At 43.9% G+C, this 24,624-nt stretch carries 33 protein-coding genes; 1 reads left to right on the forward strand and 32 read right to left on the reverse strand.

The genetic code is table 11. From position 1 onward, the window contains the following. Window positions 1-65: 65 nt before the first annotated feature. From rpsK to rpsL, 30 genes are all read right to left on the reverse strand, one after another. Complete coding sequence (gene rpsK / locus JUE95_RS04040) at window positions 66-455, reverse strand: 30S ribosomal protein S11 (protein WP_054653968.1); 390 nt, start codon at window positions 453-455, stop codon at window positions 66-68. Between the two features lie 26 nt (window positions 456-481). Continuing rightward, window positions 482-847 carry a 30S ribosomal protein S13 gene (gene rpsM / locus JUE95_RS04045; protein WP_203649380.1) on the reverse strand — a complete coding sequence of 122 codons (366 nt, stop codon included), beginning with the start codon at window positions 845-847 and terminating at the stop codon, window positions 482-484. A gap of 28 nt (window positions 848-875) precedes the next feature. Then, the gene (gene rpmJ / locus JUE95_RS04050; RefSeq protein ID WP_089088817.1) at window positions 876-995 is read right to left on the reverse strand and encodes a 50S ribosomal protein L36; all 120 of its coding nucleotides are present in this window, start codon (window positions 993-995) and stop codon (window positions 876-878) included. A gap of 45 nt (window positions 996-1,040) precedes the next feature. Further along, window positions 1,041-1,256 (reverse strand): translation initiation factor IF-1, encoded by a 216-nt coding sequence (gene infA / locus JUE95_RS04055; protein WP_010619611.1) that lies wholly within the window; start codon window positions 1,254-1,256, stop codon window positions 1,041-1,043. Window positions 1,257-1,389: 133 nt separating this feature from the next. Then, entirely contained in the window at window positions 1,390-2,049 is a 660-nt protein-coding gene (locus JUE95_RS04060; protein WP_203649382.1) for an adenylate kinase, read from the reverse strand. 74 nt (window positions 2,050-2,123) lie between these two features. Next, window positions 2,124-3,437, reverse strand: a complete 1,314-nt coding sequence (secY, locus tag JUE95_RS04065) for a preprotein translocase subunit SecY (protein WP_203649384.1) — start codon at window positions 3,435-3,437, stop codon at window positions 2,124-2,126. Then, window positions 3,437-3,874 (reverse strand): 50S ribosomal protein L15, encoded by a 438-nt coding sequence (gene rplO, locus JUE95_RS04070; protein ID WP_203649386.1) that lies wholly within the window; start codon window positions 3,872-3,874, stop codon window positions 3,437-3,439. Before rplO ends, secY begins: the two co-directional genes overlap by 1 nt. A 28-nt stretch (window positions 3,875-3,902) precedes the next feature. Then, window positions 3,903-4,085 carry a 50S ribosomal protein L30 gene (gene rpmD / locus JUE95_RS04075; protein ID WP_155431190.1) on the reverse strand — a complete coding sequence of 61 codons (183 nt, stop codon included), beginning with the start codon at window positions 4,083-4,085 and terminating at the stop codon, window positions 3,903-3,905. A gap of 12 nt (window positions 4,086-4,097) precedes the next feature. Then, the gene (rpsE, locus tag JUE95_RS04080) at window positions 4,098-4,601 is read right to left on the reverse strand and encodes a 30S ribosomal protein S5 (protein WP_203649388.1); all 504 of its coding nucleotides are present in this window, start codon (window positions 4,599-4,601) and stop codon (window positions 4,098-4,100) included. Window positions 4,602-4,620: 19 nt separating this feature from the next. Then, complete coding sequence (rplR, locus tag JUE95_RS04085) at window positions 4,621-4,986, reverse strand: 50S ribosomal protein L18 (protein ID WP_305792632.1); 366 nt, start codon at window positions 4,984-4,986, stop codon at window positions 4,621-4,623. A gap of 34 nt (window positions 4,987-5,020) precedes the next feature. Then, window positions 5,021-5,554: a 50S ribosomal protein L6 gene (gene rplF, locus JUE95_RS04090; RefSeq protein ID WP_203649390.1), complete on the reverse strand. Its 534-nt coding sequence runs from the start codon at window positions 5,552-5,554 to the stop codon at window positions 5,021-5,023. 30 nt (window positions 5,555-5,584) lie between these two features. Further along, a complete protein-coding gene (rpsH, locus tag JUE95_RS04095) occupies window positions 5,585-5,983 on the reverse strand; it encodes a 30S ribosomal protein S8 (protein WP_089109055.1) in 399 nt (132 codons plus the stop codon). 29 nt (window positions 5,984-6,012) lie between these two features. Beyond that, on the reverse strand, window positions 6,013-6,198 hold the full coding sequence (locus JUE95_RS04100; protein ID WP_089109056.1) for a type Z 30S ribosomal protein S14: 186 nt from the start codon (window positions 6,196-6,198) through the stop codon (window positions 6,013-6,015). 13 nt (window positions 6,199-6,211) lie between these two features. After that, window positions 6,212-6,754, reverse strand: coding sequence for a 50S ribosomal protein L5 (rplE, locus tag JUE95_RS04105; RefSeq protein WP_203649392.1), 543 nt, complete (start codon window positions 6,752-6,754; stop codon window positions 6,212-6,214). Between the two features lie 25 nt (window positions 6,755-6,779). Then, window positions 6,780-7,091: a 50S ribosomal protein L24 gene (gene rplX / locus JUE95_RS04110; RefSeq protein ID WP_203649394.1), complete on the reverse strand. Its 312-nt coding sequence runs from the start codon at window positions 7,089-7,091 to the stop codon at window positions 6,780-6,782. A gap of 30 nt (window positions 7,092-7,121) precedes the next feature. Beyond that, window positions 7,122-7,490 (reverse strand): 50S ribosomal protein L14, encoded by a 369-nt coding sequence (gene rplN, locus JUE95_RS04115; RefSeq protein WP_054653945.1) that lies wholly within the window; start codon window positions 7,488-7,490, stop codon window positions 7,122-7,124. A gap of 53 nt (window positions 7,491-7,543) precedes the next feature. After that, entirely contained in the window at window positions 7,544-7,810 is a 267-nt protein-coding gene (gene rpsQ, locus JUE95_RS04120; protein ID WP_203649395.1) for a 30S ribosomal protein S17, read from the reverse strand. A gap of 26 nt (window positions 7,811-7,836) precedes the next feature. Beyond that, window positions 7,837-8,031, reverse strand: coding sequence for a 50S ribosomal protein L29 (gene rpmC, locus JUE95_RS04125; protein WP_054653941.1), 195 nt, complete (start codon window positions 8,029-8,031; stop codon window positions 7,837-7,839). After that, window positions 8,021-8,455, reverse strand: a complete 435-nt coding sequence (rplP, locus tag JUE95_RS04130) for a 50S ribosomal protein L16 (RefSeq protein ID WP_089088830.1) — start codon at window positions 8,453-8,455, stop codon at window positions 8,021-8,023. The genes rpmC and rplP overlap by 11 nt, the downstream gene beginning before the upstream one ends. 2 nt (window positions 8,456-8,457) lie before the next feature. After that, a complete protein-coding gene (gene rpsC / locus JUE95_RS04135; protein ID WP_203649396.1) occupies window positions 8,458-9,126 on the reverse strand; it encodes a 30S ribosomal protein S3 in 669 nt (222 codons plus the stop codon). Between the two features lie 12 nt (window positions 9,127-9,138). Further along, window positions 9,139-9,486: a 50S ribosomal protein L22 gene (gene rplV / locus JUE95_RS04140; protein WP_203649397.1), complete on the reverse strand. Its 348-nt coding sequence runs from the start codon at window positions 9,484-9,486 to the stop codon at window positions 9,139-9,141. Between the two features lie 16 nt (window positions 9,487-9,502). After that, window positions 9,503-9,790 (reverse strand): 30S ribosomal protein S19, encoded by a 288-nt coding sequence (rpsS, locus tag JUE95_RS04145; protein ID WP_203649398.1) that lies wholly within the window; start codon window positions 9,788-9,790, stop codon window positions 9,503-9,505. 45 nt (window positions 9,791-9,835) lie between these two features. After that, window positions 9,836-10,669, reverse strand: a complete 834-nt coding sequence (gene rplB / locus JUE95_RS04150) for a 50S ribosomal protein L2 (protein WP_203649399.1) — start codon at window positions 10,667-10,669, stop codon at window positions 9,836-9,838. 27 nt (window positions 10,670-10,696) lie between these two features. Beyond that, on the reverse strand, window positions 10,697-10,984 hold the full coding sequence (gene rplW / locus JUE95_RS04155) for a 50S ribosomal protein L23 (RefSeq protein WP_098823982.1): 288 nt from the start codon (window positions 10,982-10,984) through the stop codon (window positions 10,697-10,699). After that, complete coding sequence (gene rplD / locus JUE95_RS04160; RefSeq protein ID WP_203649400.1) at window positions 10,984-11,607, reverse strand: 50S ribosomal protein L4; 624 nt, start codon at window positions 11,605-11,607, stop codon at window positions 10,984-10,986. Before rplD ends, rplW begins: the two co-directional genes overlap by 1 nt. A gap of 17 nt (window positions 11,608-11,624) precedes the next feature. After that, window positions 11,625-12,260: a 50S ribosomal protein L3 gene (gene rplC / locus JUE95_RS04165; protein ID WP_203649401.1), complete on the reverse strand. Its 636-nt coding sequence runs from the start codon at window positions 12,258-12,260 to the stop codon at window positions 11,625-11,627. 44 nt (window positions 12,261-12,304) lie between these two features. Further along, window positions 12,305-12,613: a 30S ribosomal protein S10 gene (rpsJ, locus tag JUE95_RS04170; protein WP_089088837.1), complete on the reverse strand. Its 309-nt coding sequence runs from the start codon at window positions 12,611-12,613 to the stop codon at window positions 12,305-12,307. Between the two features lie 333 nt (window positions 12,614-12,946). Next, the gene (gene fusA / locus JUE95_RS04175) at window positions 12,947-15,046 is read right to left on the reverse strand and encodes an elongation factor G (RefSeq protein WP_203649403.1); all 2,100 of its coding nucleotides are present in this window, start codon (window positions 15,044-15,046) and stop codon (window positions 12,947-12,949) included. A 162-nt stretch (window positions 15,047-15,208) separates the two neighbouring features. Continuing rightward, entirely contained in the window at window positions 15,209-15,679 is a 471-nt protein-coding gene (rpsG, locus tag JUE95_RS04180; protein ID WP_089088839.1) for a 30S ribosomal protein S7, read from the reverse strand. A 39-nt stretch (window positions 15,680-15,718) separates the two neighbouring features. Beyond that, window positions 15,719-16,132: a 30S ribosomal protein S12 gene (gene rpsL, locus JUE95_RS04185; protein WP_203649405.1), complete on the reverse strand. Its 414-nt coding sequence runs from the start codon at window positions 16,130-16,132 to the stop codon at window positions 15,719-15,721. A 277-nt stretch (window positions 16,133-16,409) separates the two neighbouring features. Between rpsL and JUE95_RS04190 the strand changes: the two genes are divergently transcribed. Further along, on the forward strand, window positions 16,410-17,078 hold the full coding sequence (locus tag JUE95_RS04190) for a prepilin peptidase (RefSeq protein ID WP_203649407.1): 669 nt from the start codon (window positions 16,410-16,412) through the stop codon (window positions 17,076-17,078). Window positions 17,079-17,212: 134 nt separating this feature from the next. Here the strand turns inward: JUE95_RS04190 and rpoC are convergent, their stop codons facing one another. Both rpoC and rpoB read right to left on the reverse strand, forming a co-directional pair. Beyond that, window positions 17,213-20,857 (reverse strand): DNA-directed RNA polymerase subunit beta', encoded by a 3,645-nt coding sequence (gene rpoC / locus JUE95_RS04195; protein WP_203649409.1) that lies wholly within the window; start codon window positions 20,855-20,857, stop codon window positions 17,213-17,215. Between the two features lie 19 nt (window positions 20,858-20,876). Then, entirely contained in the window at window positions 20,877-24,485 is a 3,609-nt protein-coding gene (gene rpoB, locus JUE95_RS04200; RefSeq protein WP_203649411.1) for a DNA-directed RNA polymerase subunit beta, read from the reverse strand. Between the last annotated feature and the right edge of the window lie 139 nt (window positions 24,486-24,624).

Here is a 24,624-nt window from a genome sequence, read left to right on the forward strand (position 1 = left end):
ACGCGTTGAGCCATATAAATAAGTCCCATCATATAGTAGTCGTGTGCCCACTAAAACAGGATACACTATACTCGACGGCGCTTCGGAGGACGAGAACCATTATGAGGAACTGGAGTAACGTCCCGAATGGCAGTTACTTCGAGTCCAGTTGATTGTAAAGCACGGATAGCAGCTTCACGACCAGAACCTGGGCCCTTAACAGCAACTTCAACAGTCTTCATACCGTGTTCCATTGAGTTTTTAGCAGCAGCTTCAGCAGCCATTTGTGCAGCAAATGGTGTTGACTTACGACTACCCTTAAAACCTAATGATCCAGCAGAAGACCAAGCAATTGCGTTACCTTGCATGTCAGTAATCATGACCAGAGTGTTGTTAAATGTTGAGTGAATGTGAGCAACACCAGACTCGATATTTTTCTTTACGCGGCGTTTGCGCGAAGTTTTTCTAGTTGCCATAAAATGTCATAACCTCCTTTTAAATATTATTTCTTTCTACCAGCAATCGAGGCTTTTTTACCTTTACGAGTGCGGGCATTGTTCTTCGTGTGTTGGCCACGAACTGGCAAACCACGACGGTGACGCATACCACGGTATGAACCGATTTCTTGAAGACGCTTGATGTTCAAGCTAACTTCACGACGTAAGTCACCTTCAACTTGGTAGTTATCTACAGCTGCACGGATCTTATCTTCATCTTCAGGGGCCAGATCACGAACGCGAACGTCTGGTGATACACCGGTCTCTTCAATGATCTTTTGTGCAGTAGTGTTACCGATTCCGAAAATGTAAGTTAAGCCAATGACGATTCGCTTGTCACGTGGCAAGTCAACTCCAGCAATACGAGCCATTAAGTTGCACCTCCTATATTATTATGAATTATTTACCTTGACGTTGTTTGTGCTTAGGGTTTGCTGAGCAAATAACCATTACTCGACCCTTACGCTTGATAATCTTACAATGATCGCACATTTTCTTAACAGATGGACGTACTTTCATGAGAATCAAAACCTCCTATTGTCCTAATGCAAACCAAAAAGCCGCTTACTTAAACCGGTAAGTGATTCGGCCCTTGGTCAAATCATACGGCGACATTTCAACAGTAACACGGTCCCCAGGAAGAATTCGGATATAATGCATCCGGATCTTACCAGAAACGTGCGCTAAAATTTCATGACCGTTTTCAAGTTCAACCCGAAACATTGCATTTGGCAGTGTTTCAGTGACTTTACCTTCAACTTCGATGACGTCTTTTGCCACGAACGTACCCCCTTGAGTGTTTTATGACTATGAATAAATAGTGCCCGGACTTGCCCAATATTAAATTGAGGCTAACCTGAGTTAGTTTACCACACCATAACTTTTGAAGCAAGAACTTCTATACTGAGGGCATTTAGGCAAGTTGACTAAGAATCGCTTTGATATCTTTGTAAACAACATCGATATCACGATCGCCATCAACAGTATGAAGTAAACCCTTCTTCTGGTAGAAATCTACCAGCGGTGTGTTCATCTTCATGTTGACGTCCAAACGATTCTTTACAGTTTCAGGCTTATCATCTTCTCGTTGATAGAAGTCATGACCGCCACACACATCACAAGTGCCCGGAACTTTCGTTGGGTTGTAAACCTTATGATAAGTTGCGCCGCATGTCCGGCAAATGTAACGGCCAGATAGTCGTTCAATCAAAACATTAGGCTCAACGTGAATGTTGATAACAGCATCCACATTACGTCCAAGTTCAGTTCCAAACTGATCAAGTGCTTCAGCTTGGTCAATTGTTCTTGGATAACCATCTAGCATGTAGCCATTTGCGACATCGTCTTGAGCTAAACGCTCCTTAACGATTCCGTTGGTGACTTCATCCGGAACCAATTCGCCTTTATCGATGAACTTCTTAGCAGCAAGTCCCATCTCAGTTTCATTTTTCATGGCTTCACGGAAAATGTCACCGGTTGAGATATGCTGAATGTCGAAGTCTTCGACGATCTTCTGGGCTTGAGTTCCCTTACCCGCACCAGGCAGACCCATTAAAATTAAATTCATTGACATGTTTGTTTCCTCCTAGCAGTTCTAGTTAATGACAAGAAGGTGTGCTGAACCAGGTCATCACACCATTACTCGTCTCATTCAGCTGGACGGGGATCCTGAATGAAACCAACGTAAGTTCGTTTCATCATGAGCCCTTCGACCTGTTGGATCGTTTGGATAGCAACACCAACTACGATAAGTAGACTAGTACCGCCAAGTCCAATCGATTCATTCAGATTCCAAACGTTTTGAGCAACTAGTGGAATCAAAGCAACCAACCCTAAGAACAGAGACCCAACCGTACTCAAACGCATCAGTAAGTTAGATACGTAAACTTGAGTTTCATGACCAGGCCAGACACCAGGAATATAACTTCCTTGTTTCTGTAAGTTCTCAGATAACTTTTCAGGGTTAACCTGAACGAATGCATAGAAGAACGTGAACAGAATAATCAAAATGGTATATAAGATTGTTCCGCTCGTCGTCTGCATGTTAAAGACATTGGTTAATACTTGATACCAAGTATCTTCGGAGTGATTGTTCGCAAATGCCATCAAAACAGTTTGCGGCGTTGCGATAAATGAACTAGCGAAGATAACGGGAATAACACCAGCGACGTTCACCTTTAATGGTAAGTAACTGCTATCTGGATCACCGGAAACACGACGGGTATATTGAATCGGTATCTTACGATCAGCTTGTTGTACCCACGTTACGAAAGTAACAATGACTAGAACAGCAACCACAACAGCCAAAACAATTAACGCGCCGATCCACCAATCAGAGGCAGATAAGTTTTGAAGGTAAGTTTGATACAACTGATAAACCCCGGTTGGGAACCGAGCAACGATACCCGCGAAGATAATCATTGAAACCCCGTTACCTAAACCGTGATCGGTGATCATATCACCCATCCAAGTGGTTAACATGGTCCCACCAGTCAAAATCAAACCGATCATCGCATACGTTTTAACGCCTGGGTTTTGCACCAAATTTAAACTACTTAAGGTGTTAAATCCGGCAGTAATTCCAATTGATTGCACAAACGCTAGGATAATCGTTAAATAACGCGTGTGTTGGTTCAACTTACGTCGACCAACTTCCCCTTGCTTACTCCATTCTACATAACGAGGCACAATGTCCATTTGTAGAAGTTGGATCACAATTTGTGCGGTAATGTATGGTGAAACCCCCATCGCAAAGATGGAATAATTGGTTAAACCACCACCACTGAACATGTTTAAAATGCTAACCAATCCAGAAGACGCAACGCTTTGTAATGCCTTCGCATTAACACCTGGCACCGTAATGTACGAACCAAGACGGAAGACAACCAAAACCATCAGTGTAAAGAGAATCTTATTCCGAATGTCTTTAACCTTAAACGCGTTTTTCATGGTCGACAGCATTAAATCACCTCAGTTTTACCGCCTGCAGCTTCGATTGCGGCGCTAGCACTTGCAGAGAACTTGTGTGCTTTAACCGTAAGCTTCTTTGAGATTTCTCCGTTACCTAATACTTTGATACCGTCTTTTGCGTTCTTAACAACACCGGCTTCAACTAATGCTGCAGGTGTAACTTCTGCACCATCTTCGAAACGGTCGTTAAGTGTAGATAAGTTTACTAAAGCATATTCCTTACGGTTCATGCTAGTAAATCCACGCTTTGGAATACGACGATACAGTGGCATTTGACCACCTTCGAAACCAAGACGAGTCTTGCTACGAGCCTTTTGACCCTTTTGACCACGACCTGATGTCTTACCGTTACCAGCAGAACGGCCACGTCCTTTACGAGTACGAGTAAAACGTGATCCTTCAGATGGTTGTAATTCGTTCAACTTCATGAATGAAGGCACCTCCTTATTTATAAATTTACTTTACTTCTTCTACTTTGATCAAGTGTGCGATTTGGAACAATGCACCACGAGTAGCTGCGTTGTCCGGACGAACAACAGAGCTATTTACCTTCTTTAAGCCAAGGGCTTCAACAATCTTACGTTGTTTAGGAAGACGGTGGGCAGCACTGTGAATCAAAGTAACTTTTAAATCAGCCATGTTGAGATCCTCCTATTCAGCTAAGTGTTGAACTGAAACACCACGTAAGTCAGCAACCTCTTCAGCACGCTTGAGTTGTTTCAAACCTTCAAACGTAGCACGGATGGCGTTGATTGGTGTATCAGAGCCAAGTCGCTTACTTGTAACATCAGCGACACCAGCTAATTCCATGACGGCACGAACAGCACCACCAGCAGTAACTCCAGAACCTTCAGCGGCTGGCTTCAACATGATCCGGCCACCATCATAAGATCCGAGTACTTCATGCGGAATGGTAGTACCAACGATTGGGACTTGGATTAAGTTCTTGCGGGCTGCTTCAACAGCCTTACGAATGGCTTCTGGAACTTCTTGTGCTTTACCAGTACCAAAGCCAACGTGACCGTTGTGATCACCGACGACAACAAGAGCAGCGAAACGCAGACGACGTCCACCTTTTACAACTTTAGTGATTCGGTTGATTGATACAACGTTGTCTTCAAGATCCAACTTTTCAGGATCAATAAACTTTGCCATTAGTGGTTATTCCTCCTTTTTAGAAATGTAAGCCGTTTTCACGAGCTGCTTCAGCTAATGCTTCAACACGTCCGTGGTATAAGTAACCGCCACGATCGAAAACAACTTCGGAAATCTTCTTAGCAGCAGCACGTTCTGCAACAAGTTTACCAACTGCTTGGGCTTGTTCAGTCTTGTTACCTGCAGCTATTTCACTATCTAAAGTCGAGGCACTGACCAGCGTCACACCCGCTACGTCATCAATTACTTGAGCGTAGATGTTCTTGTTTGAACGGAAAACATTTAAGCGTGGGCGCTCTGCAGTACCAGAAATCTTGTTCCGGACACGCATATGACGCTTTTGACGTGTCTTGTTCTTATCTGGTTTCGAAATCAAAATAGTCACCTCTTTAAATTATTTGTAGAATGCTTATGCAGCATTATTTACCAGTTTTACCTTCTTTAAGGCTAATGTGTTCATTTTCGTAACGAATACCTTTACCTTTGTAAGGTTCTGGTGAACGAACGGCACGGATTTCAGCTGCGAAGTCACCGACCTCTTGCTTACTAATACCGCTGATGTTAATGGTGTTGTTGTCAGGAACTTCAACTTTTAAGGTTGAAGGAACATCCATTTCAACAGGGTTGGAATAACCAACACTTAAGATCAACTTACCCTTTAATTGGGCACGGTAACCAACACCGACAAGCTTCAAGGTCTTAGCGAAACCCTTAGTAACTCCATCAACCATGTTGCTGAAGTTGGCACGAGTAGTTCCGTGTAAGGCACGGGTCTTGTTGTTGTTATCTGGACGGTCGAAGTTAACTTCGCCATCAGTAACTTTCATAGTGATGATTGGTGAGAAAGTACGAGTAATGGAACCCTTAGGGCCTTTTACCGTAACATCATTACCTTCGCGTTTAACGTCAACACCATCTGGAATAGTAACTGTCTTGTAACCAATACGACTCATTGAGTAGACACCTCCCTGCTTTTTTAAATATTACCAAACGTAGGCGAGTACTTCGCCACCGATTTTCTTTGCACGTGCTTCTTTATCAGTAACAACACCTTCAGATGTTGAGATGATTGCAATACCTAAGCCATTAAGAACCTTAGGAACAGCATCAGATTTAACGTAAGTACGTAAACCTGGCTTTGAAATACGCTTCAAACCTGAAATAACGCGTTGCTTGTCGCGGCCGTACTTCAGAAATACACGGATGATACCTTGCTTGTTATCATCGATATATTCGACGTCGCGTACGAAACCTTCACGCTTCAAAATTTCAGCAATGTCGCGCTTCATTTTTGATGCAGGAACTTCTAATGATTCGTGATATACCATGTTGGCATTACGGATCCGAGTTAAGAAGTCTGCAATTGGGTCAGTCATAGACATTAACGTTTATCCTCCTTTGTTATGAAATCTTACCAGCTAGCTTTCTTCATGCCAGGAATTTGACCCTTGTGGGCAAGTTCCCGTAAGCAAAGTCGGCATAAGTGGAATTTGCGATAAACTGAATGTGGACGACCACAACGTTCGCAACGTGTATATGCTTGTGTCGAGTACTTAGCTGGACGCTGACTCTTAACAATTAATGATTTTTTAGCCACAATAATACCCTCCTTACTTAGTGAATGGCATGCCAAGCTGCGTTAACAACTCGCGTGATTCTTCATCTGTGTTTGCAGTCGTAACAATAACAATGTCAAGACCACGAACACGGTTAACTTTATCATAATCGATTTCCGGGAAAATCAATTGTTCACGAACACCGAGCGTATAGTTACCACGACCATCAAAGGCGCGAGAACTAATACCATGGAAGTCACGAACACGTGGTAATGAAACGTTAACTAACTTATCTAGGAAATCATACATCCGTTCGCCACGTAATGTAACTTTGGCACCGATAGCGTTACCTTCACGTAAACGGAAACCGGCGATTGACTTCTTAGCTTTAGTAATCAAAGGCTTTTGACCTGCGATCAAGCCTAATTCTTCAACTGCTTCATCTAAGTTCTTAGCGTTTGTAGTTGCATCACCAACACCCATGTTTAAAACGATCTTGTCCAACTTAGGTGCTTGCATGATTGATGAGTAGTTAAACTTTTCAATCATTGATGGAACGATTTCTTTATTGTACTTTTCTTGTAAACGATTAGCCATTAGTTAATTTGTCCTCCTTCCTTGATTACTTGTCGATGGTTTCGCCGCTCTTTTTAGCGAAGCGAACCTTCTTGCCGTCTTCTACGCGGAAACCAACACGGGTTGGTTCGTTGGTAGAAGGGTCAAGGAGCATCACGTTAGATACTTGAATTGGCGCTTCAGTATCAATGATGCCACCTTGAGGATTGCTTTGAGAAGCTTTTTGATGCTTCTTGATCATGTTGATACCTTCGACGATGACACGGTTTTGAGCATTGAGGGTCTTGGTAACAGTTCCTTCTTTACCCTTATCTTTACCGCTGATCACGCGAACTTTATCACCAGTTTTAATGAACATCCTGTTTGGCACCTCCTTATTTTCGAACGATTAGAGCACTTCTGGTGCAAGAGAGACAATCTTCATATAATCATTGTCACGTAATTCACGCGCAACTGGTCCGAAAATACGAGTACCTTGTGGACTCTTGTCATCACGGATTAATACCGCAGCATTTTCATCAAATTTGATGTATGAGCCGTCGGCACGGCGTACACGAGAAGTAGTACGAACGACAACTGCTTTGACGACGTCACCCTTTTTGACAACGCCACCTGGTGTTGCTTGTTTAACAGTTGCAACGATAACGTCACCAATACTTGCATAACGCCGCTTTGAACCACCCAGAACTTTAATAGTTAAAATTTCCCGGGCACCAGAGTTATCAGCGACTTTTAAACGAGATTCTTGTTGGATCACGTTAGTGTCCTCCTTTCACTTCTAAGTAAAACAGAATACGATAAATGTCGAAACTAGATGATAACTGCCTTTTCAACAACTTTAAGAAGTCGGAAACGAACAGTCTTAGATAACGGACGAGTTTCCATGATTTCAACAAGGTCGCCCATCTTGGCTTCGCTGTTTTCATCACGAACTTTGTACTTTTTAGTGTACTTGATCCGCTTACCATATACTGGATGCATTTTGGTAGTTTCAACGGCTACTGTGATCGTCTTTTCCATCTTATCGGAAACGACACGGCCACGGTATGTCTTACGAGCGTTACGTTCTTCAGCCATTAATTATTCCTCCTTTATCGTATTCTTTACTTGTTTAACTCTTGTTGACGAAGCACAGTTTTAATCCGTGCAATATCCTTACGAACCTGCTTCAAACGAGCAGTGTTTTCAAGTTGGCCAGTAGCCAATTGGAAACGAAGGTTGAATAATTCGTCTTTGTAGCTCTTTTCTTTTTCGAGCATTTCAGCAGTGGTTAATTCTTTAATATCTTTAGCCTTCATTTGATTCGCCACCTACTTCCTCGCGAGGGATGATCTTCGTACGAACTGGCAATTTCATAGCTGCTAAGCGTAATGCTTCATGTGCAACTTCTTCAGAAACGCCACCGACTTCGAACATTACCTTTTCACGTTTAACCGGTGCAACCCATCCTGCAGGAGCACCCTTACCATTACCCATACGAACACCAACACCCTTTTCGGTGTAGGATTTGTGAGGGAAAATCTTGATCCAAACTTTACCGCCACGCTTCATGTAACGTGTCATGGCAACACGAGCTGCTTCAATCTGACGGTTAGAGATCCAGCTTGAATCGAGTGCTTGTAAACCGTAATCACCGAAAGCAACTGACTTGCCGCCTTTGGCAGCGCCACGTAACTTACCACGATGTTCACGACGGTGCTTTACTCGCTTTGGTACTAGCATGTTTATTTCCCTCCTTGCTCGTTATTTTTATTAGCGTTAGGCTTGTCAGGCAAAATTTCGCCACGGTAGATCCAAGTCTTAACACCCAATGAACCATAGGTCGTGTGTGCTTCAACCCAGGCGTAATCGATGTCTGCACGTAATGTATGCAGAGGAACAGTTCCATCTGAGTATGATTCAACACGAGACATATCTGCACCGTTTAAACGACCGGCAACTTGGGTCTTAATACCCTTAGCACCAGAACGCATAGTACGTTGCATTGATTGACGCATAGCACGACGGAAAGCAACACGGCCTTCAAGTTGACGTGCAATGTTTTCACCAACTAATTTAGCATCTAAATCAGGTTTCTTGATTTCGATGATGTTGATGTGTACTCGTTTGCCAGTTAAGTTGTTTAATTCCTTACGGAGATTTTCAACTTCTGATCCACCCTTACCGATGACCATACCAGGTTTAGCAGTATGAATTGAAATGTTCACGCGGTTAGCGGCACGTTCAATTTCTACTGTTGACACTGAGGCATCTGCAAGGCGTTTTTCGATATATTTACGGATTTTAAGGTCTTCGCCAAGGTAAGCAGCAAAGTCTTTTTCAGCATACCACTTTGCTTCCCAGTCGCGAATGATACCGACACGTAATCCGGTTGGATTTATCTTTTGACCCACGCGTTATCCCTCCTATTTTTCAGATACAACGATTGTGATGTGACTTGTACGCTTGTTGATTGGTGAAGCAGAACCTTTGGCACGAGGACGGAACCGCTTAAGGGTTGGCCCTTCGTCGACAAAGGCTTCGCTGACAACCAAATCAGCACGGTCTAAGTCAAAATTATTTTCAGCATTTGCAACTGCTGACATTAATACTTTTTCAACGATTGGTGAAGCACCACGAGGGGTGAACTTCAAGATAGCAATCGCTTCAGCCACGCTTTTGCCTCTGATAAGATCAATGACAAGGCGGACCTTACGTGAGGCAATACGAACTGTTTTCGCAGTTGCCTTTGCTGATGTAACTTGTTCAGCCATTAGCTAATCCTCCTTATTATTTAGTAGTAGTAGCAGTCTTCTTATCGTCGCCAGCATGGCCACGGAAAGTACGAGTTGGTACGAATTCACCTAACTTGTGACCAACCATGTCTTCTTGAATGTAAACTGGAACGTTCTTACGACCGTCATAAACAGCGATAGTGTAGCCGATAAAGCTAGGGAAAATCGTTGAACGACGTGACCAAGTCTTGATAACGCTCTTCTTGTCTTGATCCTTTTGTGCATCGATCTTCTTCAAAAGATGTTCATCAGCAAATGGTCCCTTTTTTAAACTACGACCCATTAGATTACCCTCCTTACGAGTGAGATTACTTATGCAACGTGCTTATTACTTCTTCTTACGACGAATGATAAGCTTGTTTGAACGTGCTTTGGTAGAACGAGTCTTCTTACCAATAGTCTTCTTGCCCCATGGTGATAATGGTGATGGACGACCGATTGGCGCTTTACCTTCACCACCACCATGAGGGTGATCGTTAGGGTTCATAACAGAACCACGAGATTGTGGCCGTTTGCCGACCCAACGGTTACGTCCTGCTTTACCAACGTTGATCAATTCATGTTCTTCATTACCGATAGTACCAATAGTGGCACGGCAAACGCCTAAGACCATCCGAACTTCACCAGAAGCAAGGCGGACCATAACGTACTTGTCTTCTTTACCAAGTAATTGAGCACCGGCACCGGCTGCACGAACTAATTGACCACCCTTACCAGGCTTCAATTCAATGTTGTGAATAGCAGTACCAACTGGAATATCCTTTAATGGTAATGCGTTACCAACCTTGATATCGGCATCTGAACCAGATTGAACTTGATCGCCAACCTTAAGGCCCTTAGGTGCAATGATGTATGATTTAGTTCCGTCAGTGTAAACTAACAATGCAATGTTAGCGGTACGGTTTGGATCATATTCGATACCCTTAACCGTAGCTGAGACATTGTCTTTTGTACGTTTAAAGTCGATAATCCGGTATTGAGTCTTGTTACCGCCGCCACGGTGACGAACCGTTTTGTGACCATAGTTGTTACGGCCGGCAGTGTGACTCTTTGATTCTAGTAATGACTTTTCAGGCTTTGACTTCGTGATAACTTGACTGTAGTCAAGGCTAGTCATATTACGCCGACCATTACTGGTTGGTTTGTATACTTTAATCGCCACGTTGATTCCCTCCTATATTAATATTTGTTATTCTTCGCCGAATAACTTAATTTCTTCTGAATCTGCTGATAAAGTGACAACAGCCTTACGACGCTTCTTAGTGTAGCCTTCGTAACGACCTTGACGCTTTAACTTACCCTTGACGTTCATGATGTTAACTTTAACAACCTTAACGTCGAAGATTTCTTCAACAGCTTTTTTAACTTGGGTCTTCGTAGCACGTACGTCTACGTCGAATGTATAACGCTTGTCATCAAACAAAGCAGTAGATGCTTCTGTAATGACAGGACGCAAAATAATATCACGAGCTTCCATTATGCGAGCACCTCCTCGATTTGAGAAAGAGCAGCTTGGGTTAACACAAGTTTGTCATTGTTGATGACATCCAATACGTTAATACCTTTGGCGTCAATAACCTGGACGTTAGCCAAGTTACGGGCTGCCATTTCTGCATTCTTATTATCTTCCTCAAGAACCACTAAAGTCTTTGTTGAAACGTTTAAACTAGATAATGCCTTTGCGAATTCCTTAGTCTTAGGTTGATCAAAGTTAAATGCATCAACAACAACTAAAGAACCATCAATAACCTTTTGTGAAAGAACTGACTTCAAAGCCAGACGAGTTACTTTCTTTGGTAAGTGATAGGCATATGAGCGAGGAGTAGGACCAAAGATGGTACCACCGCCTACCCAAATTGGAGAACGTGTCGAACCAGCACGGGCACGACCTGTACCCTTTTGACGCCATGGCTTCTTACCACCACCACGAACTGCACTACGGTTCTTAACCGCATGAGTTCCTTGGCGTTGTGAAGCACGTTGCATCAAAACAGTATCAAACACGACATTTTCGTTAGGTTCGATGCCGAAGATAGCGTCGTTTAAAGTAACGTCACCATTTTGGCTACCGTCTTGCTTAAATAATGTAACACTAGTCATTTACGTTTCCTCCTCTCTTATTTCTTAGGTGCGCGAACGGCACTCTTAATTTCGATGAATGATTTGTTGGCACCAGGAACATTCCCGCTGATCAACAATACATTGTTTTCAACATCTGCACGAACAATCTTTAAGTTCTGGATAGTCCGAGTGTTGTTACCCATCCGGCCAGGTAATTTCATACCCTTGAAGACACGGTTGATAATAGCACCCAAAGAACCTGGACGACGGTGATAACGAGAACCGTGGGTTTCAGGTCCACGTGATTGGCCATCCTTGTGAACGTTACCTTGGTAACCATGACCCTTTGTTGTACCGGTGACATCAACGTATTCACCAGCATCAAAGATGTCTGCCTTAACTTCATCTGCTACCTTGTAATCTCCTAGCTCAACATCTCTGATTTCATGAATGAAGCGCTTAGGAGTCGTGTTTGCTTTTGCTACATGACCTTTTTCGGGCTTGTTGCTCAATACGTCGCGCTTGTCTTCGTAGCCTAATTGAATTGCATCGTAACCATCGTTTTCAACTGTCTTAACTTGTAATACAACGTTAGGAGTAGTTTCAACAACAGTGACTGGGATCAATTCGCCATTATCAGTGAAGACTTGCGTCATCCCTACTTTTTTACCTAAGATTCCTTTTCTGGTCATGAGTACACCTCCGATATAATGTAATTTTTAGTTCTGGAACTGAATTATAGTTTGATTTCGATATCCACGCCTGATGGCAAGTCTAACTTCATTAATGAGTCGACCGTCTTCGGTGTTGGGTTAACAATATCGATTAACCGTTTGTGAGTGCGCATTTCAAACTGTTCACGCGACTTCTTAAACTTATGTGGTGAACGAAGCACCGTGTAAACTGTCCGGTCTGTTGGTAATGGAATAGGACCAGAAATTTCAGCACCTGTACGCTTTGCAGTTTCAACAATCTTTTCTGCAGATTGGTCCAGAATGCGGTGCTCGTAAGCCTTCAAACGGATACGAATTTTTTGTTTTGCCATTGGATTCCCTCCTTACGTCTATTTTAAAAATAAGACTAACTCCGTGAAAATTACCGTCACACCCCGTGGCAAAGCGGCCGGGTGTGCCGCAACCTTTCACATCATCGCTTTGCTATGCTAAATCAAGGGCACACTTGCCCCCTAAATACAGCACCTATATATAATACTAAATAAATAGCGGTTTGACAAGGATTATTGAGATGTTTTTTGAATTGATACAATTATCGCCTTAACAAATTCTTTAAAATCTGCATAAAACATTCTTTTAACGTTTCTTCTATATAATATGTATGAAAAAAGACGCTGCAAACATGCAACGTCTTTTCGAAGAAATTAATCTTCGGCAGGAGTCCCGCCGTTCTTCTTGATAATTTCTGCTTGAATTGATTTTGGTACGGCTTCGTAGTGATCGAAGGTCATCGTGAAAGTACCACGACCTTGTGATGCAGAACGAAGGGTAGTAGCGTAACCGAACATTTCAGCCAATGGGACAAATGAATGAATCAATTGTGCATTCCCACGTGCTTCCATACCGTCAACACGACCACGACGTGCAGTAACTTGGCCCATAATGTCACCCATGTATTCTTCAGGGACAACAATTTCAACCTTCATGATTGGTTCCAAGATAACTGGATCAGCCGTCTTAGCAGCGTTACGTAAAGCCATTGAAGCGGCAACCTTAAAGGCGGCTTCACTAGAATCGACTTCATGGTAACTACCATCGTATAACTTGGCTTTCAAGTCGATCAATGGGTAACCGGCAAGGACACCGTTTGCCATTGATTCCTTGATACCTTGTTCAACTGATGGGATGTATTCACGAGGAACAACACCACCAACAATGGCATCTTCGAATTCGAATCCTTTACCCTCTTCATTAGGGGTGAATTCAACCCAAACATCACCATATTGACCTTTACCACCAGATTGACGAACAAACTTACCTTGAGCAGAGGTTTGCTTAGTGAAGGCTTCACGATAAGAAACTTGAGGTGCACCAACAGTAGCTTCAACCTTGAATTCACGCTTCATACGGTCGATGATGATGTCCAAGTGAAGTTCACCCATACCAGCAATCAAAGTTTCACCAGTTTCGGGGTTAGTTTCAGCCTTGAATGTAGGATCTTCTTCAGAAAGCTTTTGTAAGGCAGTGTTCATCTTATCTTGGTCAGCCTTAGTCTTAGGTTCAACGGCAACCTGAATAACTGGGTCAGGGAATTCCATTGATTCCAAGTGTAGTGGGTGATCAACATCGGTCAATGAATCACCGGTAGTGGTGTTCTTTAAACCAATGGCAGCTGCAATATCACCAGAGAAGACTTCTGGAATCTCTTGACGGTGATTTGAGTGCATTTGCAGCAAACGACCAACACGTTCACGTTTACCCTTGGTTGCGTTCAGAACATATGAACCGGATTCCAGAGTACCTGAATATACACGGATATATGTTAAACGACCAACGAATGGGTCAGTAGCAATCTTAAATGCTAAAGCAGCAAAGTTAGCGTCATCGTTAGCTTTCAGCTCAACCTTTTCACCAGTATCGGGGTTAGTCGCGTTGTAAGGCTTAACGTCCAATGGTGAAGGCAAGTAGTCAACAGTAGCATCCATTAACATTTGAACACCCTTGTTCTTGAAAGCTGAACCTGCAAGAACTGGGAAAATTTCAAGGTTCAAGGTTGCTTTACGGATAGCAGCTTTTAATTCGGCAACTGGAATATCAACACCATCAAGGTATTTTTCCATAATGTCGTCATCAACGTCGGCGATTTCTTCAATCATCTTTTCACGACGTTTAGCAGCTTCTTCCTTGTAATCGTCAGGAATATCAACAGTATCCCATTCTGAACCAAGTTCGTCTTCGTCGTAGATGTCGGCTTTCATATCAAGCAAGTCGATAACACCTTCGAACTTATCTTCAGCACCGATTGGCATCTGAACAGCTAAAGCGTTAGCTTGAAGACGGTCCTTGATGGTTTGTACTGAGTAATCAAAGTCAGCACCGATCTTATCCATCTTGTTAACGAACACGATACGGGGAACATCATAGTCGGAAGCTTGACGCCAAACAGTTTCAGTTTGGGGTTCAACACCGGCTTGGGCATCCAAGACCGCAATCGCACCATCAAGCACACGAAGTGAACGTTCAACTTCAACGGTGAAGTCCACGTGTCCTGGGGTATCGATGATGTTGATTCGGTGACCCTTCCATTCAGCAGTAGTGGCTGCAGAAGTGATCGTGATACCACGTTCTTGTTCTTGGGCCATCCAGTCCATTTGTGAAGCACCATCATGGGTTTCACCAATCTTATGGATTTTACCAGTATAGTACAGGATCCGTTCAGTGGTAGTAGTCTTACCAGCATCGATATGAGCCATGATCCCGATGTTACGGGTCTTTTCTAGTGGAAAAGCTCGTGTATTAGCCATGTTAAATCTGTAACTCCTCTCAGTTAAATCAAATGTACATTTATAAAAAGGATGGCTAAATTAAGAAATAATTATAGCCATCCCAACAATTTTCACTATCAACATTTAGCTAGCTTGCGCGTAGCCCACCGTAGTGATGCTGACAGCAAACAGATTTGCAAATTACCAACGGTAGTGAGCAAATGCACGGTTGGCGTCGGCCATCTTATGAGTATCTTCACGCTTCTTAACAGATGCACCAGTGTTGTTGGCTGCATCCATGATTTCGCGAGCTAACCGTTCAGTCATCGTGTGTTCACCACGAGAACGTGAATAGTTAACGATCCAACGAAGACCTAATGTTGAACGACGTTCTGGACGAACTTCGATTGGAACTTGGTAGTTAGAACCACCGACACGGCGAGCCTTAACTTCCAAGACCGGCATAACGTTCTTCATTGCTTCGTCAAATACTTCAACGGGGTCGTTGCCAGTTTCTTTCTTAATTAAATCAAATGCACCATAAAGAATTTGTGATGCAGTGCCTCGCTTACCATCTAACATCAAGTGGTTGATCAAACGGGTAACCATCTTTGAGTTGTAGATTGGGTCAGGAAGGACTTCACGTTTTTGGACGTTTCCTTTTCTTGGCATTACTTAATATCCTCCTTGTTGGAACTTAGTGTTTAGTTTTTATTCCTTAGGCTTCTTAGTACCGTATTTAGAACGTGATTGACGACGATCTTCAACACCGGCAGTATCCAAAGCACCACGGATAACATGGTAACGAACACCAGGTAAATCCTTAACACGGCCACCACGAATTAAAACAACACTATGTTCCTGAAGGTTGTGACCGATACCAGGAATGTATGCTGTTACTTCGATTAAGTTGGACAGGCGAACACGGGCGTACTTCCGCAAAGCTGAGTTAGGCTTCTTTGGAGTCATCGTACCAACACGAGTTGCAACACCACGCTTTTGTGGTGCTGGGTTGCTCACTTGCTTCTTCTTGAAACTGTTATACCCGTAGTTTAAAGCTGGGGCATCTGATTTAGAACTTCTAGATTTACGACCTTTACGAACCAATTGGTTGATTGTAGGCATCTAAGAGTCCTCCTTCCTTAGTCTAGTTATTTTAAGTCCACACATCCAGGTGATTCATTTTTGGGCAAAAATAAAAGCGGATGTTGATCCTTTATCGTGCCATGTTTTCCGTCAGCATGTCTGCAAAGCAGAAACCGGTCTACAAAAAGCACCTTTAAAAGAATACCACGCTTCGTCGTTTAATGTCAACGCAAAGTATTAAACATCCGCAAAAACTCGACTTATTTCTCGAAATTATTTCCGCCGTAAAATCCGTAATTAATTTTGAGGTGATCATATGATTCTGATTCAATTTATTATAGGCACTGTTTTGGGCTCATTTTTATTCGCTAGCTATTCTCGATTACGAACTGGCGGCAGCATTTTATCCCCCGCCCGATCATATTGCGACAGTTGTTCGGCAACTATTGCGTGGTTTGATTTAGTACCAATCTTTTCCTATTTAATATTACGTGGTCGCTGCCGTAATTGCAATCAGACAATTCCATTAGCCAGTCTTTTCTGTGAACTATTTTTTGGAGGTTTATTACTTAGCTGGCAGCCAACACTTCTCAGTACGGGATACGTTTTGGTTGGCTGTCTTCTATTCTTCATGGCGATCAACGATGTGCACCACTTGGCATTTCCAACCATTTATGGCCACGGATTAATGCTTCTCGCTGTCACGTTATACGGTTTTTTCAGCCCGCACCACTCCTTTTTTATTTTCATGATGTTTATCTGGTTGATGACGCAATTTTTTGAACCAAAGTTTAAGTGGATCGGTGCTGGTGATCTGGACGTTTTTCTTTGTTTATTGATTTTGCTTGGCTTTGTTCCATTCGCCTGGCTTTTACTATTAAGCAGTCTTTCAGGACTGGTTACTTCACAATTCCTCAAACTGCGCCGGTTGCCCTTTTTACCATTTATCACCGCTAGTTACTTAATCATTCTTTTCTTCATTTGAAAGATTATCCTCTGGCTATTTTCCTAGTCGGTCAGATGCCGATTTTTAGGTTTAAAAAAGCCCCATTCCGACAATTTGCATCGGAATGGGGCTTTTTATAGGATCTACCGAGTAACTCGGCAGATTTACCAAATTTACTTAGCTTCCTCTTCCTTCATCCGGCGTTCTAGCTCATTAATTGAGTAGACACCATCAGTGGAGGATCCGCCAACTTCCTTTGGCTTGATCTTACGGTAGTTAGGCATCCCAGTACCAGCTGGAATGATCTTACCAATAATAACGTTCTCTTTAAGACCGACTAATGGATCGTTCTTACCGCGAATAGCAGCATCGGTCAATACACGAGTTGTTTCCTGGAATGACGCAGCTGACAAGAAACTGTTCGTTTCAAGGGCAGCCTTAGTAATACCAAGGATAACTGGTCGTGCAGTGGCTGGTGTACCACCGGTAATCAAGGTCTTGTAGTTATGATCACGGAAGTCATCGATATCCATCAGGGTACCAGGTAAGACATCAGTGTCACCTGGATCCATGATACGTACCTTACGGAGCATTTGACGAACCATGATCTCAACGTGCTTGTCCAAGACAGCCACACCTTGCATCCGGTAAGTCTTTTGAACTTCGCTTAACAGGTAGTTTTCAGTAGAAAGAACATCACGAACCCGAATCAGTTCCTTAGGATCAACTGACCCTTCGTTCAGAGCAGCACCACGGTGTACGAAGTCGCCTTCGGTTACCTTCAGTTGAGCTGTAATAGGAAGTGTGTAGCTTCTTGTATCAGCTTCACCCTTAATGGTGATTTCCTTCGTCCGTTCTGCTGGGTTTTCTTCGATAGATTCAACCGTACCAGTAACTTCTGTGATCTCAGCTTTACCTTTAGGGTTCCGAGATTCAAAAATTTCTTGAACACGAGGAAGCCCTTGGGTAATATCTTCGTTTCCGGCAACACCACCGGTATGGAAGTTACGCATGGTCAATTGAGTACCAGGTTCACCGATTGACTGAGCAGCAACAGTACCAACTGCTTCACCAACTTCAACTTGGTCCCCAGTAGCCATGTTACGGCCGTAGCAACGTTCGCAAACCCCGTGAGAGGTGTTGCAAGTGAAGACGGAACGAATCGTAACGGATTCGATGCCGGCATCAACGATCCGTTGAGCAGTGGTCTCATCGATCATCTTGTTAGCACCGATAATAACTTCGCCAGTCTTAGGATCATTAACGGTCTTCATCGTATAACGACCTAACATCCGGTCGTACAATGGTTCGATCATTTCGTTACCATTCTTGATAGCGCTGATGGTCAAACCACGATCAGTACCACAGTCTTCTTCACGGACGATAACGTCTTGAGCCACATCAACCAGACGACGGGTTAAGTAACCTGAGTTGGCAGTCTTCAAGGCAGTATCGGTCATACCTTTACGGGCACCATGGGTAGAAATAAACATTTCCAAAACAGATAGGCCTTCACGGAAGTTTGCGGTGATCGGCAATTCCATGATTTCACCGTTAGGAGCGGCCATCAAGCCACGCATACCGGCAAGTTGCGTAAAGTTAGAAATGTTACCACGGGCACCAGAATCACTCATCATGTAAATTGGGTTTTGCGGATCGAAGTTATGGATCAGCTTATCTTGTAAGGTATCCTTAGCATCGTTCCAAATCCCAATAACACGTTCGTAACGTTCGTGATCGGTAATCAAACCACGACGGAACTGTTTAGTGACAGTGGCCACTTGTTTGTGGGCTTCGTCAATGATTTCTGGCTTATCAGGAACTTCGGTAACGTCAACGATTCCGACGGTTAAGCCAGATTGAGTTGATTCGTCGTAACCCAAGTCCTTCATCCGGTCAAGCAGCAATGACGTTTCAGTCACTTTATACTTCTTATAAACTTCAGCAATAATGTCACTCAGGAAGCCCTTCTTAAATGGCTTAACCAGTTCGGCATCCTTGAGGTAATCATGAATATCTTCACCCTTATCCAAGAAATACTTATCTGGCACGTAGCCGTTCAAGTTGGTATCCGTTGGTTCATTCAAGTATGGGAATGATTGTGGCAAAATACCGTTGAAGATCAGCTTACCAACACTGGTAACCATGATCTTGCTCTTTTGTTCGTCAGTGAAAGGCTTGCCCTTCAAAGAGCTGGTTTGAATACCAACACGTGAGTGCCAGTGAACTAACCCGTTACGGTATGCAAGTACCGCTTCGTTAGCATCTTTAAAGATCATGCCTTCGCCTTCACGACCGGATTCTTCCAAGGTCAGGTAGTAGTTACCGATAACCATATCTTGTGAAGGTGTAACAACTGGTTTCCCATCCTTAGGTGCCAGGATATGGTGGGCAGCAAGCATCAGCAAACGAGCTTCAGCTTGGGCTTCATCAGATAGCGGCACGTGAATGGCCATTTGGTCACCATCGAAATCGGCGTTGTAAGCTTCACAGGCCAATGGGTGCAACCGCATTGACTTACCGCTTACCAGCACTGGTTCGAAGGCTTGAATACCCAAACGGTGAAGTGTAGGTGCCCGGTTCAGGAGCACTGGGTGTTCTTTGATAACATCTTCCAGAACACTGTAAACATCTTCATCTTCACGGTCAATCTTACGCTTAGCGTTCTTAATGTTAGAAGCTAACCCGCGGCTAACTAATTCCTTCATAATGAACGGCTTGAAGAGTTCCATTGCCATTGGCACTGGCAGGCCCATTTGGTTCATCCGTAATGAAGGACCCACATCAATAACAGAACGGCCTGAGTAGTCAACACGCTTACCCAGTAAGTTTTGACGGAACCGGCCTTGCTTCCCTTTCAGCATGTGTGAAAGAGACTTCAATGGACGGTTACCAGGACCAGCAACTGGACGGCCACGACGACCGTTATCGATCAAAGCATCAACGGCTTCTTGCAGCATCCGTTTTTCGTTTTGAACGATGATACCAGGTGCATGAAGGTCTAACAAACGCTTCAGACGGTTGTTACGGTTGATAACCCGACGGTACAAATCGTTCAAGTCAGAAGTGGCGAAACGGCCACCTTCCAATTGAACCATTGGCCGTAAGTCAGGTGGAATGACCGGAATCGTATCCATGACCATCCACTCCGGCTTGTTACCAGAGGTGACGAAGGCTTCCAGAATGTCCAAACGACGAACGGCACGCGTCCGCTTTTGACCAGTGGCTTCCTTCAAAGCTTCCTTTAATTCTGAAACTTCTTTATCCAAATCAACGTCGCGGAGTAACTTCTTAATGGCTTCAGCACCCATTTCAGCTGTGAATCCATTACCGTACTCTGCTTTCTTTTCACGATATTCACGTTCAGAAAGCAACTGCTTCTTTTCAAGCGGTGTGTTACCTGGTTCAAGCACAACGTATGAAGCAAAGTAGATGATTTCTTCAAGTGAGCGTGGGCTCATGTCCAGCACAAGGCCCATCCGGCTTGGGATACCCTTAAAGTACCAGATGTGTGTTACTGGAGCTGCTAATTCAATGTGTCCCATACGTTCACGACGAACCTTTGAACGGGTAACTTCAACGCCGCAACGGTCACAAACAACACCCTTGTAACGAATCCGCTTGTACTTACCACAAGCACATTCCCAATCTTTGGTTGGGCCAAAGATACGTTCATCGAATAGTCCGTCTTTTTCTGGCTTTAGAGTTCGGTAGTTGATGGTTTCTGGCTTCTTAACTTCACCATATGACCAGCTCCGAATCTTGTCAGGCGATGCAAGTCCAATTTGCATGCTTTCGAACTTATTGACATCGACCAATGGATCGACCTCCCTTTAATTAATCCTTAGCGTTAGTGTCAGCTTCATCTTTGTTAGCTGCTGCTTCTTTAGCTGCAGTAGCTTTCTTTTGTTCTTCTTGTTGTTCCGCGAACTTACTCAAAGCGTCAACGTTAACAACGTCATCGTCTTCGTCGTCCATATCGCGCAACTCGATTTCCTTGTTATCAGCGCCAAGAACTTTCATGTCCAGTCCCAGTGATTGTAATTCCTTAACCAGCACACGGAAGGATTCAGGAACACCTGGCTTAGGAATTGGTTCGCCCTTAACAATGGCTTCGTAAGTCTTAACACGACCAACAACGTCATCTGACTTGTAAGTCAAGATTTCTTGCAGTGTGTATGCAGCACCATAAGCTTCAAGTGCCCAAACTTCCATTTCACCAAACCGTTGACCACCAAATTGTGCTTTACCACCAAGCGGTTGTTGAGTAACTAATGAGTAAGGTCCGATTGAACGAGCATGAATCTTATCGTCAACCATGTGGGCCAGCTTCATGTAGTGCATAACCCCAACAGCAATTCGTTTGTCAAATGGTTCACCAGTACGGCCGTCATAGACAACGGACTTGGCGTCGTCAGCCATACCAGCTTCCTTAACAGCAGCCCAGATATCTTCATCACGGGCACCATCAAAGACAGGGGTAGAAATGTGAATGCCAAGGTTACGAGCAGCCATTCCTAAATGCAACTCGAGCACTTGCCCGATGTTCATACGGGAAGGCACACCCATTGGGCTCAGCATGATATCGATTGGGGTACCATCTGGCATATATGGCATATCTTCTTGAGGGATAACAACGGAAACAGTCCCTTTGTTACCATGACGACCGGACATTTTGTCACCAACCTGCAGCTTACGCTTTTGGGCGATGTAGACACGAACCATCATGTTAACACCTGGTGATAATTCGTCACCGTTTTCACGGGTAAAGATCCGGACGTTTTGAATGATACCGCCGCCGCCATGAGGCACCTTAAGTGAGGTATCACGAACTTCACGAGCCTTTTCACCAAAGATCGCGTGAAGCAAACGTTCCTCAGCTGATAATTCAGTGACACCCTTAGGCGTTACCTTACCAACTAAGATGTCACCATCATGGACTTCAGCACCGATCCGGATAATTCCTTCTTCGTCAAGGTTCTTAAGTGCATCTTCCCCAACGTTAGGAATTTCACGGGTGATTTCTTCAGGTCCAAGCTTCGTATCACGGGCTTCTGATTCGTACTCTTCAATATGAATTGAAGTGTAGACATCTTCAGTCACTAACCGTTCGCTAATCGCGATGGCATCTTCGAAGTTATATCCTTGCCAAGTCATGAAGGCAACTAATGGGTTTTGGCCTAATGCCAATTCGCCATCTTCCATTGATGGTCCGTCAGCCAACACTTCGTCTGGGTCAACTTTGTCGCCGACCTTAACGATTGGACGTTGGTTGTAGTTCTTACCACCGTTAGAACGTTGGAACTTCATTAACTTGTAAGAGTCTAATGCACCGTCTTCGCGACGAACGCGAATCTCACGGGCATCAACGTATTCAACTGTCCCTGGCTGCTTGCAAAGTAAGGCAACACCGGAATCATGGGCAGCTTTATATTCGATACCAGTACCGATCAATGGGGCGTGAGGGTCAAGCAAAGGAACGGCCTGACGCATCATGTTGGCACCCATCAGCGCACGGTTAGAGTCATCGTTTTCCAAGAAAGGAATGCAGGCCGTAGCGACCGACACAACTTGCTTAGGCGAAACGTCCATGTAGTCGACGTTATTGATGCTGGTTTCAATGTTTTCTGATTTTGCACGGGCCATAACCACATCGTTAACGAATGAACCGTCATCGTTTAATGGTGAGTTAGCTTGTGCAACAACGTAGTTATCTTCTTCATCGGCAGTCAGGTAATCGATCTTGTCAGTAACCTTATGAGTCGTCCATGAAACACGGCGGTATGGCGTTTCGATAAAGCCATACTTGTTGATCCGGGCATAACTGGAAAGACTGTTGATCAAACCAATGTTAGGACCTTCAGGCGTTTCAATTGGGCACATCCGACCATAATGAGTATAGTGAACGTCACGAACTTCATAACCGGCACGATCACGAGTCAAACCACCAGGTCCAAGGGCTGAAAGACGACGCTTATGCGTTAATTCACCCAGTGGGTTGGTTTGATCCATGAATTGTGAAAGCTGTGATGAACCGAAGAATTCTTTGATCGAGGCAACAACTGGTCGAATGTTGATCAATTGCTGTGGTGTAACGGTCGAAGCATCCTGAATCGACATCCGTTCGCGAACGACCCGTTCCATCCGGGATAAACCGATCCGGAACTGGTTCTGCAGTAATTCACCAACAGAACGAATCCGACGGTTACCCAAGTGATCGATATCATCGGTTGAGCCAATGCCTTCTTGTAAATCAAAGAAGTAGTTAACTGCAGCCAAAATATCAGCGGGTTTGATGTGCTTCCACTTCAAATCAATGTGACCATTACCGATCACTGGAATCGCACGTTCTGGATCGTCAGGTGACTGCACCATGATGGTCTGGAGCGTGACTGGTTCAGTGACTACCGCTTCGTCTGAAGGCGTATAAGTTACCGTCTTGAAATCATCGCGGTCAAGGTATGGCGTTAAGGTCTTCAAACGATCCTTGTCGATCACGTCGCCCTTTTGTGCCAAAACTTCACCAGTATCTGGATCTGCTAAAGTTTCAGCCAATGTCAAACCAAGCAGCCGGTTCTTTAAGACCAGCTTCTTGTTTGTCTTATAACGGCCAACGGGAGCCATATCGTAACGCTTAGGATCGAAGAAACGAGCTGTCAGTAAGCTCCGTGATGAGTCAGCAGTCTTAGGTTCACCCGGACGTAGACGTTCGTAGATGTCCTTTAAGGCTTCTTCAACACGTGAATCTTCGCTGTTTTTGTGAACATCCTTTTCCAAGGTTGACATCAAGCTGTCGTTATCACCATACATTTTGATGATTTCGTCATCGGAACCGAAGCCTAAAGCCCGAACGAGTTCAGTCATTGGAATCTTACGAGTCCGGTCGATCCGAACGTAAGACAAGCCCTTAGCATCAGTTTCAAATTCCAGCCATGCACCCCGGTTAGGAATGACAGTGGCACCGTAGATTGTGCGGCCGTTCTTGTCAGTATCTTTATTGTAATAAACGCCAGGGGAACGGACTAATTGAGAAACGATAACCCGTTCGGCACCGTTAATAATAAACGTTCCCTGTTCCGTCATCAGTGGAAAATCGCCGAAGAAAACATCTTGGGATTTAATTTCACCAGTCTCATGATTGGTTAACCGTAAAGTGACATGTAATGGTGCCGAGAAGTTGGCATCGTGCTCTCTTGCTTCGTCAACGGTATATTTTGGTTCCAGTAACTGGTAATCAACGAACTCTAATGAAAGATTTCCCTGAAAGTCTTCGATGGGCATAATGTCATCGAACATATCCTTCAGGCCTTCATCTAGAAACCACTGGTAAGAATTCTTTTGGATCTCAATCAAGTTAGGAAGATCCAAAACTTCCTTAATCCGTGCGTAGCTTCGTCGGGTCCGGTGCTTGCCATATTTAACCAAGTGTCCTGCCAAGTTGTTCACCTCTCCATTTTATTCAGCGGACCGAAACCAATATTACAGTTTGATTACATTTTCAATGAAAACGTATTCTCACCGGTTTTTTGGCAAAAAAAATCCAAAAATAAGAAATCTCGTTCTTACTTTTGGTTTTTATGAGAGG

The sequence above is a fragment of the Secundilactobacillus yichangensis genome (assembly GCF_016861565.1).
GTDB lineage: Bacteria > Bacillota > Bacilli > Lactobacillales > Lactobacillaceae > Secundilactobacillus > Secundilactobacillus yichangensis.

Coding starts and splice junctions, on each gene's coding strand:
- rpsK (WP_054653968.1), bottom strand. CDS start 455: ATGGCAACTAGAAAAACTTCGCGCAAACGCCGCGTAAAGAAAAATATC.
- rpsM (WP_203649380.1), bottom strand. CDS start 847: ATGGCTCGTATTGCTGGAGTTGACTTGCCACGTGACAAGCGAATCGTC.
- rpmJ (WP_089088817.1), bottom strand. CDS start 995: ATGAAAGTACGTCCATCTGTTAAGAAAATGTGCGATCATTGTAAGATT.
- JUE95_RS04060 (WP_203649382.1), bottom strand. CDS start 2,049: ATGTCAATGAATTTAATTTTAATGGGTCTGCCTGGTGCGGGTAAGGGA.
- secY (WP_203649384.1), bottom strand. CDS start 3,437: ATGCTGTCGACCATGAAAAACGCGTTTAAGGTTAAAGACATTCGGAAT.
- rplO (WP_203649386.1), bottom strand. CDS start 3,874: ATGAAGTTGAACGAATTACAACCATCTGAAGGATCACGTTTTACTCGT.
- rpmD (WP_155431190.1), bottom strand. CDS start 4,085: ATGGCTGATTTAAAAGTTACTTTGATTCACAGTGCTGCCCACCGTCTT.
- rpsE (WP_203649388.1), bottom strand. CDS start 4,601: ATGGCAAAGTTTATTGATCCTGAAAAGTTGGATCTTGAAGACAACGTT.
- rplF (WP_203649390.1), bottom strand. CDS start 5,554: ATGAGTCGTATTGGTTACAAGACAGTTACTATTCCAGATGGTGTTGAC.
- rpsH (WP_089109055.1), bottom strand. CDS start 5,983: ATGTCTATGACTGACCCAATTGCAGACTTCTTAACTCGGATCCGTAAT.
- rplE (WP_203649392.1), bottom strand. CDS start 6,754: ATGGCTAATCGTTTACAAGAAAAGTACAATAAAGAAATCGTTCCATCA.
- rplX (WP_203649394.1), bottom strand. CDS start 7,091: ATGTTCATTAAAACTGGTGATAAAGTTCGCGTGATCAGCGGTAAAGAT.
- rpsQ (WP_203649395.1), bottom strand. CDS start 7,810: ATGGCTGAAGAACGTAACGCTCGTAAGACATACCGTGGCCGTGTCGTT.
- rpmC (WP_054653941.1), bottom strand. CDS start 8,031: ATGAAGGCTAAAGATATTAAAGAATTAACCACTGCTGAAATGCTCGAA.
- rplP (WP_089088830.1), bottom strand. CDS start 8,455: ATGCTAGTACCAAAGCGAGTAAAGCACCGTCGTGAACATCGTGGTAAG.
- rplV (WP_203649397.1), bottom strand. CDS start 9,486: ATGGCTGAACAAGTTACATCAGCAAAGGCAACTGCGAAAACAGTTCGT.
- rpsS (WP_203649398.1), bottom strand. CDS start 9,790: ATGGGTCGTAGTTTAAAAAAGGGACCATTTGCTGATGAACATCTTTTG.
- rplW (WP_098823982.1), bottom strand. CDS start 10,984: ATGGAAGCTCGTGATATTATTTTGCGTCCTGTCATTACAGAAGCATCT.
- rplD (WP_203649400.1), bottom strand. CDS start 11,607: ATGACTAGTGTTACATTATTTAAGCAAGACGGTAGCCAAAATGGTGAC.
- rplC (WP_203649401.1), bottom strand. CDS start 12,260: ATGACCAGAAAAGGAATCTTAGGTAAAAAAGTAGGGATGACGCAAGTC.
- rpsJ (WP_089088837.1), bottom strand. CDS start 12,613: ATGGCAAAACAAAAAATTCGTATCCGTTTGAAGGCTTACGAGCACCGC.
- fusA (WP_203649403.1), bottom strand. CDS start 15,046: ATGGCTAATACACGAGCTTTTCCACTAGAAAAGACCCGTAACATCGGG.
- rpsG (WP_089088839.1), bottom strand. CDS start 15,679: ATGCCAAGAAAAGGAAACGTCCAAAAACGTGAAGTCCTTCCTGACCCA.
- rpsL (WP_203649405.1), bottom strand. CDS start 16,132: ATGCCTACAATCAACCAATTGGTTCGTAAAGGTCGTAAATCTAGAAGT.
- JUE95_RS04190 (WP_203649407.1), top strand. CDS start 16,410: ATGATTCTGATTCAATTTATTATAGGCACTGTTTTGGGCTCATTTTTA.